Here is a 7,552-nt window from a genome sequence, read left to right as displayed (position 1 = left end):
TTTCTCTCGGAGTTTTCAGGGTTTAAAATTCTTAAAAGTATATAATACTTTTTACTTGCTGCTGATTGATTTCAGCATCCAGAATTTGTGTGTAAAGTCTTCTCAAAAAGCTGCTGTAACAGATTTCTATTATGCTCGGATAACTCTAAGTCCGAGCAAACAATCTTTAGGATTTCTATTAGTTTTTCTGACAATTCTTTGTTCTTTTCTTCAAAACCTACAAGTTTTCCTGCTTGCGAGCTCCTTAAAGATGGAAGAAATTTATTCAGAATATCTATAGCCGATGAGTTCGACATGCCCTCAATTTTTCCTAAAATCCGGACTTTTTCTTTGACAGATCCTTTTCTGGATGCTAGCAAGTAAGCCGTTTTATAAGGTATAGATTGAAATAGGGATTTCGTATTCTTGTCCGGAAGGCTAATAAATAATTCGTAGTATCCTAGGGCATTATAAGCTGAAGACTTTGTATGAAAAACTAGGTTGACCCAAGCAGAAAATGTAGTTTCCGGAGAATTCATGCTCCTTAGAATCTCTCTAACTCTATAGATTTTTTCGCCTATTAGGAGAACATGTTGCTTCTGTATAGACTTAATTTGTCCTGTCAATAGCTTAATAGAAGCCAATCCATTACTAAATTTGCTATCAAGATGGTCATATCTACTAACAATTAGGTTCTCTATCTGTTCTTTCTCATCTTCGCTTAAAGAAACAGAGAAAACATCCATCGCAAATTCTTTCTTATGAAATTCCTTCGCTGTATTTTCTTTGTTTTTTTGAAAAAAAGCAGATGCTTCTTTGATTAACTTACTCACAGGGTTTCCTGAACTAGTTTATTGTTAAAAAACAATTTGTTTTCGATCTCTTTAGTTAGATTTAAGATATCTTGAGCGGCTCTAGAATTTGGATAAACATTTATTACAGGAGCCTCTTTTAACAGAGATCTACTAACAGTAATATCTCTTCGTACTTTACTAGATAAAATCTTACCTTCGTAAATTGTCTCTATGATTCCTATGTAAGTTGAGTTTGTTGAATTTCTTTCGTCCCAGAATGAAAACACTATTCCTAAAACATCTAAATCATTTGCAATCGTTGAACAAAACTCTTTTATTTTCTGCAAACCAAGGATAGAAAATGGCTCAGGAGTGAGGCATACGACCAAATATTGACTAGCTAAAAAAGCTTCCTGAGTAAGAATACCCAAACTTGGTGGAGTGTCTAAGATACATATATCGTATTGGTTCTGAATCTCTTGCAATGCTAGATGTAGGTGATTAACTGATAAGCTGGCGTCTTTATTTAAACCCCGAAAGTCCTCCACCAGAACAGAAGATGGGATGATATCAAGGTTCTCTATTTTTGTTTTATGAATAGCTCGGGCTATTTCATTAGAATTTCTTAGAACCTCGTTAAGACTATATTCTTCATGAATTTGAACACCAAGGGATGTAGTTAGATTTGCTTGTGGATCTAAATCCACAAGCAAAACCCTTTTCTTGCTTATTTGGGCAAGGTTACTACCGACATTAAATGAAAGGGTTGTTTTCCCTGTACCGCCTTTAAAAGAACAAAATGCTAGTGTTTCCACATTTACTCCAACGTTAGAGTAGATGTTAATTTATTCGGTTTTTGAGAACATGTCTTTTCTTGATAGAATCAACATAATCAAAGCTTTTTTCAGCTTTAAATTGTTGAGTTCCATTTGCTCTATTATCGGAGAATCAGGGAATAAACCTAAGGATGTTTGTATTTGGTTGAGCAGGTTCAGTATAACGGATATACTTTTGTGATATAATTCTGACGGCGAATTTAAAAAGGTAATCTTTTCTTTATGGATTTTCATTTTTATATCTAGTTCTGGGAAATCTTTCTCAACATCTTTTACAATTTTAATAAAATCGTTAGTCATGCTCTGTCTATTGTTCATAATCTCTCCAGTAAATAGATGCATGTTTTTTTCATATAAAACCGAAAGAAAATATCCAACAAAAAAGTCATTTAATTTAGTGCTGTTAAGTTTTATTATCCGTTTGTTTGTTGTTTGACTTCTAAGAACGATATATTCGATACGGTTGTTGTTCCTAAAATTGAATCTCCATTTGCTAACGCATTAACCCAAACTACACCACTTTCCATACCACCAACTCTTAGTGAAAATGTAACAGGAGTCGCTCCAGAATTGCTTACAGAGGTTCTTAAAGAGCAAACATTTGGGATACCAGATGAATAACCATAACTAATAGCGCAAGGAGCAGTGTCACCCTCTTTCACCAATGCTAAGACGACATTTCCTTCCATCCTAGAAGCTATGATATCTGCTGAAATTAAGAATGTGCTATTAGTATTTTCCGGTGTAATCGTGAATTTCCCAATCTCAGTACCTCCAACTAATGTCCCGATATTGGATTTTGTGAACAGACCATTACATTGGATTTTTTCCGATATAGGAAAGTTTTTGAAGGCATTTTTTAAGTGTAGAGTTGGGTCTGATACTATCATATCAATAACGTCTTGTACTAGACTACTAGTGATGTTTTTTATGATAGCATCAATCAGTCCTTCTTGTATTTGTCCTAGGATTAGATCTGACAGAGCCTTTGGATCTATTGATAAATCTATAGATGCGTCTTGACCTGTTTTCGTTTGGATTTCTACTTTAAGACCTTCTTTAGCAGTTATTTTTGCCGCTACTGGCGTAGAGTCAGTTCCAATTAACAGCTGTTGATTTTGCAATGGAGAGGTCATTTGACCAATTTTAATATTATCTGCAAATACGCAATTTTGTGTGTTACACAAGCAAAAACCAGAATTACCCATAATTAAAACTCTTTTTATTTGAGTTCTAATTTATTTTTTTTTGCCCATCAACAATTAATTGTTGTTTGTTGTATTTTGAATGGTTTTGTTTGTTGAAATTTGTTGAAATTTGTTTTTATTTAAATAAAACACTTCTTTTTTAGAAATGGTTTTCCCTTGGATCCTTTCGTGTTTAGTTAACCATTTCAATTCGATAGCTATTTCAATACACCTACTAATTGCTAATTCTATTTTTTTCCAATTTCTTGAAGTAATATATCGATTCATTCTTAAGGTATAAGACAGGTTTTCAAATCCTATTTCTATTTTGTCAGGCCATTCTTTTACGCCTGAACTATTCATTTTTTTCCTTGTAGCTGTGCTAACAATCCAATCTATAAATGTATAGGTGAACTTGGAAGCATTAGGAAATCTTAATTTTATTTCCTGGTACATGTTTGCAGGCTTTAAAACAAAATAGGAGTCTATTTGATCTACGATTATAGGACATGGTTCTATGATGAATCCTTTGTGTTTTTTAGAAATTAGATTAAGAAAAGGTTCTTCGTCCAAAGCTTTGTTTTCTTTTGGTGTAAGCCCCTCCCACCCCTCACATATACGTAAAATAGGAGAAAATGTTTGGTATCGGTCGACTACTTCCTCTCCTTTATTCCAACGTTTTCTCGTGGCAACTATAAGATACGGTTCGTTTCCCAAATGATATAAAGCTTCCAATGCTATTAAAGCTTCTTTTCCTCCAAATTCATTTTTGTTTCTCGATGTCTTATATTTCTTCACACCATATGCTTCTAAGTATTCAGACTTAGTAAATTTGATTCTTGGAATAGTACCTTCAAATTTGAATGTATTTGTTTCTCTAGATAAGTATGAACCCTCTAAATTTCCTCGATAATTTGTAGCCGTTAATAGTTTTTGAATAGCAGCAAGAGCATGATAATGAGATGGTTGCAAATCTAACCCAATTACTTCTATTTTGGACTCAGTGCAAACACTAGAAAATAATTCTAATTGATCTTCTGTTAGTTGGGGTTTTCTCCCAAATTTTTGATTCTCTAGATGCAGAGAACTTTTAATAATTTGATTTTCTGATTTCACCATGCTTCTTTCTGAACCGAAAATTTCCCTGTAGAAGAATTAAACATTAAATTCGTTGAAAACACCGAACCATGTCTATTTTTTCCAATTATGATTTCCGAAAGCCCTTTCGTAGCCTCTTGTGAATAATAATCTTTCCTATGCAAGAATAAGATTACATCCGCATCCTGTTCTATTTGACCACTATCCCTGAGATCCGATAGCATTGGTCTTTTATCGCCTCGATCTTCTACCTTTCTAGACAGTTGAGATAGACATACAACAGGAATTTGTAATTCACCCGCTAACTTTCTTAATTGTCTCGAAATTTCAGCTATTTCATTTTGTCGATTTTCAGCTTTTTTGTTGCCACCGATTAATTGTAAATAGTCTATAAACAAGGCGTCGATACTTTGACTTTCTTTTAATTCTCTTGCCTGATCTATCAAGTAATTTAAATCCGAACTTTTATTATCACATATAAAAAAGTTTGTCTTTTTTAATTTGGTTCCAAGATTTTCTATCTTAGATAATACGTCTTTAGGAAAATTCCCTCGTTTTAACTGTTCACAGGAAATATTACTTAAATTTGATACAATGCGTTCCACAATTTGATTCGGACTCATTTCTAATGAAATGAAACCAACACCTTTTTCTTGTTCTAAGACAAGATTAAGTGCGATGTCTATAGCAAAGGCTGTCTTCCCCATTGCAGGCCTTGCAGCAACAACAACGAAGTTACCCTTTGATAATATAATGCTGTGTTCGTCTATAGACGGGTATCCCGTAGGTAATCCGTCAACATAATCAGTTTGATGTTTTGACCTGTAATCATAGCGATGGCGTATCTGTGAGATGACACCGTTTTTACCGTCGTCTCCGGAAGAAAAAATGTCATAAACAGTCTTTCCTATGTTTTTTCTTCTTGGGTACGATGTTTTTTTGTGAATAGTGTCCAAGCGTTCTTTAAATTGATCCACAAGAGTATAGGGAGAACGCCTATTAGGATACCTTGTAAAATCCTGAAAAGACAAATCTAGAAATTCTTTCAGAAGATTATTAACATGTTTTTCATGTAAGAAATCAATATGGTGGTCTAAATCTATAGGTATGTCTGCATTTTGAGACATATGTATCAGGTAAGAAACATCCATAAATTTATCGAGATTTCTTCTTTTTATCTCTTCCCAAATTAAAGATATGGAAATTGTCTCCCTAGTGTGTAATATATCCCGTATCAGAAGAAATATATTTTTATGACTCTCTAATTTGAAATGATGCTCAGACAATCGACGCACAACAGTGTGAGCATGTTCTAGATAATTAACAGCCTGTCCTAGGACAAAAAATTCAACGTCTAAGAGCTCTTTTTCTTCTTCAGATTGTTTCATCATAGGACATCCAAAAATAGCTTTGAGGATTTTGTTTAGGGAATATAATTTGCTTGATTATGGAAATAATCAGGTAAAATTCACAACTTATATCACGAGGTTGCACGTGCGTAAAGACAATTCACTGCATACAAGCTTAGATAAGATGTTTGAAAGTAAAGTTTACCGAAGCAACCTGACACACCAGGAATTTCTTTCTATTAAAAATGAATGTATTTGGAAAGGATTAAGAGATATTCAACTTTCAGAAGCCATTTTCATATGGATATCTTCATTAAATAGTCATACAGCTAGGTCTTACAAAGGTTCTGTACTTGCACTAGAAAGAATTGGTTTGATTTCTCTGAAAATGTCACTACAGGAATTTGCTCTAGTCAACCACAACATTATTTTAGACTCAATAAAACAAGTCCCAGAAGAAATAGTTCATTGGTCGGAGGGAACAAAGCAGGTGCGTGCAGCTTGTTATATATCTCTAACCAAATTCTTAAATCGTGCAACCTCAGGAATGATTCCTATAGCCCAACCCTCTCATCAAGAATCCAATAAAACATTCTATAAACTCAGAGACTTAGTAAAAACAAATGCTATGAGTCGGATAGAAAGAGTAGCTTTTTTGGAGGCATTAAAGAATATCAATTACAGAGACTGGCTAATAGCTCAAACGATTCTCCAAGGGGCCAAACGAGTAACAGAAGTTTTATCTGTTACTACAGATAAAATTTCATTTGACAACGGAACCATATCTTTCGATCAAAGCAAAAATCGAGGTGTATCCAAAATAACAATTATAACCTATCCCCAACAATTTATGAAATTGATTCAAGTCTATCTTGGAAATAGATCAGGCTTAGTTTTTGTAACCAAGAAAGGAAAAGGGGTTTCCCTGAAACAACTAGCAGGCACTTTTGCTAAAGCGGGAATAAAAGCAAATATACCATTTAAAGTTACACCTCATGTTCTCAGAGCTACGGCTGTAACAGAATATAAAAAAATGGGTTGTTCAGATTCTGAAATTATGAAAGTCACCGGTCATTCTTCTTCGAAGATGATATATGCCTATGACAAATCCATAGCATCCGAAAATGCTTCGAAAAAAGTATCTCTTATCTAATCTTAAAGTGGAAATGATCCATTTCCACTAAAAATAAAACTAAACCACAGAGGTTTCTTTAGTCCTGTATAATTAAAATTATATTAAAATATCAAAGGCAACTGAGAAGTAATGTTATCTATATTACCTGTATCATAAGCAGATAACATTTGAGTTGAAGACAAACAAGAAACTCTCATTATTTCTTGATCTGCAAATCCCATTTTTTTCAGATAAGCCAGAGCGCTGGCTCTAAGAACATGAGGTGTAACTTTAATTGGAGAATTAATATCACTTTCTGCCAGCTTAAAATAGTAATAAACTTGATTAATGGCCACCTGTTGTCCTTCTCCAGAAACAAAAACCCAGCCTTCTCTATTTCCAAGATAGTCACGCAATTCTTGCATTAAGAAACTAGGATAGTTTACTTTAACCTCCTGAAACCTATTTTGTCTCTTTTTTACCTTGAAAGTGACCAGATTCTGTGCAAAAGATAAATCTTCCGTTCTAAGAGAAATTACCTCATTTAATTTTCTAACTCCTTGAATTATTAGTTTCCCTATTAGGTAATCTCTAAAGCTAATTCTTTTCAGGGCATCAAAAAACAACAGCCACTCTTGCTTAGATATGAACTCTGTTTTCACCTTATCTCTGATCTTATAAAATGTGGAATTTCCAAAATCTCTAGAAGGACTAGCTTGTTTTATAATACCTTTAGTTAACCTATAAAGAAACTTGGTAAAAGATATATAACAGGCAGCCCTAGCTTGTTTTGAAGCCTCAGAAATAGGCTTTCCTGAACAAGTACTTGTTAAGGATTTTATCTTGTTCAAAGCATCACAATGATCAAAACAAACTAAACTTTCCAGCTTCATAGAACCATCTAGTATATTATTAGAAACCAGGAATTTGATCCCCGAAGCATAATTCTTTCTGGTGATTGGAGATAAAGTTGCCAACCATACATTAGCAGCTTCTAGTACTGTCAGACATAATCTACTCTTATGGTAGTGACTCAAACCACTCATACTCAGTCTCAATATTTTGCAATGTACAGGTACTGCGCAGTCTAAGTTTTTTCTAACCAAAAGTCTACCACCTAAAGTTGCAAAGTCTACCACCTAAAGTTGCAAAGTCTACCACCTAAAGTTGCAAAGTCTACCACCTAAAGTTGCAA

General features: G+C 33.9%; 8 protein-coding genes. 1 reads left to right on the top strand and 7 read right to left on the bottom strand.

What is annotated here, in order from left to right; genetic code table 11:
• Positions 1-71: 71 nt before the first annotated feature.
• From CF_RS05110 to CF_RS05085, 6 genes are all read right to left on the bottom strand, one after another.
• Positions 72-812 (bottom strand): CT583 family protein, encoded by a 741-nt coding sequence (locus CF_RS05110; protein ID WP_011458558.1) that lies wholly within the window; start codon positions 810-812, stop codon positions 72-74.
• Complete coding sequence (locus tag CF_RS05105; protein ID WP_041468117.1) at positions 809-1,588, bottom strand: ParA family protein; 780 nt, start codon at positions 1,586-1,588, stop codon at positions 809-811. The genes CF_RS05110 and CF_RS05105 overlap by 4 nt, the downstream gene beginning before the upstream one ends.
• 30 nt (positions 1,589-1,618) lie before the next feature.
• Entirely contained in the window at positions 1,619-1,927 is a 309-nt protein-coding gene (locus CF_RS05100) for a hypothetical protein (protein WP_041468118.1), read from the bottom strand.
• Between the two features lie 95 nt (positions 1,928-2,022).
• The gene (pgp3, locus tag CF_RS05095) at positions 2,023-2,817 is read right to left on the bottom strand and encodes a virulence factor Pgp3 (protein WP_041468116.1); all 795 of its coding nucleotides are present in this window, start codon (positions 2,815-2,817) and stop codon (positions 2,023-2,025) included.
• 54 nt (positions 2,818-2,871) lie between these two features.
• On the bottom strand, positions 2,872-3,915 hold the full coding sequence (locus tag CF_RS05090) for a hypothetical protein (protein WP_041468115.1): 1,044 nt from the start codon (positions 3,913-3,915) through the stop codon (positions 2,872-2,874).
• A complete protein-coding gene (locus CF_RS05085; RefSeq protein WP_041468114.1) occupies positions 3,909-5,285 on the bottom strand; it encodes a replicative DNA helicase in 1,377 nt (458 codons plus the stop codon). Before CF_RS05085 ends, CF_RS05090 begins: the two co-directional genes overlap by 7 nt.
• 142 nt (positions 5,286-5,427) lie before the next feature.
• On the opposite strand from CF_RS05085, the gene CF_RS05080 reads away from it, so the two are divergent.
• Positions 5,428-6,396, top strand: coding sequence for a tyrosine-type recombinase/integrase (locus CF_RS05080; protein WP_041468113.1), 969 nt, complete (start codon positions 5,428-5,430; stop codon positions 6,394-6,396).
• An 83-nt stretch (positions 6,397-6,479) separates the two neighbouring features.
• On the opposite strand, the gene CF_RS05075 is transcribed toward CF_RS05080, so the two are convergent.
• On the bottom strand, positions 6,480-7,403 hold the full coding sequence (locus CF_RS05075) for a tyrosine-type recombinase/integrase (RefSeq protein WP_041468112.1): 924 nt from the start codon (positions 7,401-7,403) through the stop codon (positions 6,480-6,482).
• Positions 7,404-7,552: the final 149 nt, after the last annotated feature.

This window comes from Chlamydia felis Fe/C-56 (assembly GCF_000009945.1).
Taxonomy (GTDB): Bacteria; Chlamydiota; Chlamydiia; order Chlamydiales; family Chlamydiaceae; genus Chlamydia; species Chlamydia felis.
Note: the sequence above shows the minus strand (reverse complement) of the source record. Positions and strands in the feature narration are given on the sequence as shown.

What these genes read in the sequence shown, in the direction of transcription:
- CF_RS05100 (WP_041468118.1), bottom strand. Translation starts at nt 1,927, where the DNA reads ATGAACAATAGACAGAGCATGACTAACGATTTTATTAAAATTGTAAAA.
- pgp3 (WP_041468116.1), bottom strand. Translation starts at nt 2,817, where the DNA reads ATGGGTAATTCTGGTTTTTGCTTGTGTAACACACAAAATTGCGTATTT.
- CF_RS05090 (WP_041468115.1), bottom strand. Translation starts at nt 3,915, where the DNA reads ATGGTGAAATCAGAAAATCAAATTATTAAAAGTTCTCTGCATCTAGAG.
- CF_RS05085 (WP_041468114.1), bottom strand. Translation starts at nt 5,285, where the DNA reads ATGATGAAACAATCTGAAGAAGAAAAAGAGCTCTTAGACGTTGAATTT.
- CF_RS05080 (WP_041468113.1), top strand. Translation starts at nt 5,428, where the DNA reads ATGTTTGAAAGTAAAGTTTACCGAAGCAACCTGACACACCAGGAATTT.
- CF_RS05075 (WP_041468112.1), bottom strand. Translation starts at nt 7,403, where the DNA reads ATGAGTGGTTTGAGTCACTACCATAAGAGTAGATTATGTCTGACAGTA.